General features: G+C 40.1%; 1 protein-coding gene. It reads left to right on the plus strand.

Translation table 11 applies throughout. The annotated features are described in order from the left end of the window. Positions 1-61 precede the first annotated feature (61 nt). A partial coding sequence (locus B0E34_RS02840) for a DegT/DnrJ/EryC1/StrS family aminotransferase (protein WP_185117436.1) occupies positions 62-272 on the plus strand: 211 nt, incomplete at its 3' end.

Here is a 272-nt window from a genome sequence, read left to right on the forward strand (position 1 = left end):
GATGGTTATATCAAAAGCCATCTTATTCAAGCATATTAATTTTTTTAGGTGCTAAACTACTATGATTCATGATCAAAAATTTCTTCCTTTTTCTTTGCCTGACATTACAGAGGTCGAAATTCAAGAGGTGGTCGAAACCTTGCGTTCTGGCTGGGTGACGACGGGCCCAAAAGCGAGGCAATTTGAACAAGATTTTATCACATTCCTAGGTGATGAGACTCTTGAAGCGATCGCAGTAAATTCTGCCACATCAGGATTGCATCTTGCACTAG

It is taken from the genome of Chryseobacterium mucoviscidosis (genome assembly GCF_002177115.1).
In the GTDB taxonomy this organism is placed as follows: Bacteria; Bacteroidota; Bacteroidia; order Flavobacteriales; family Weeksellaceae; genus Chryseobacterium; species Chryseobacterium mucoviscidosis.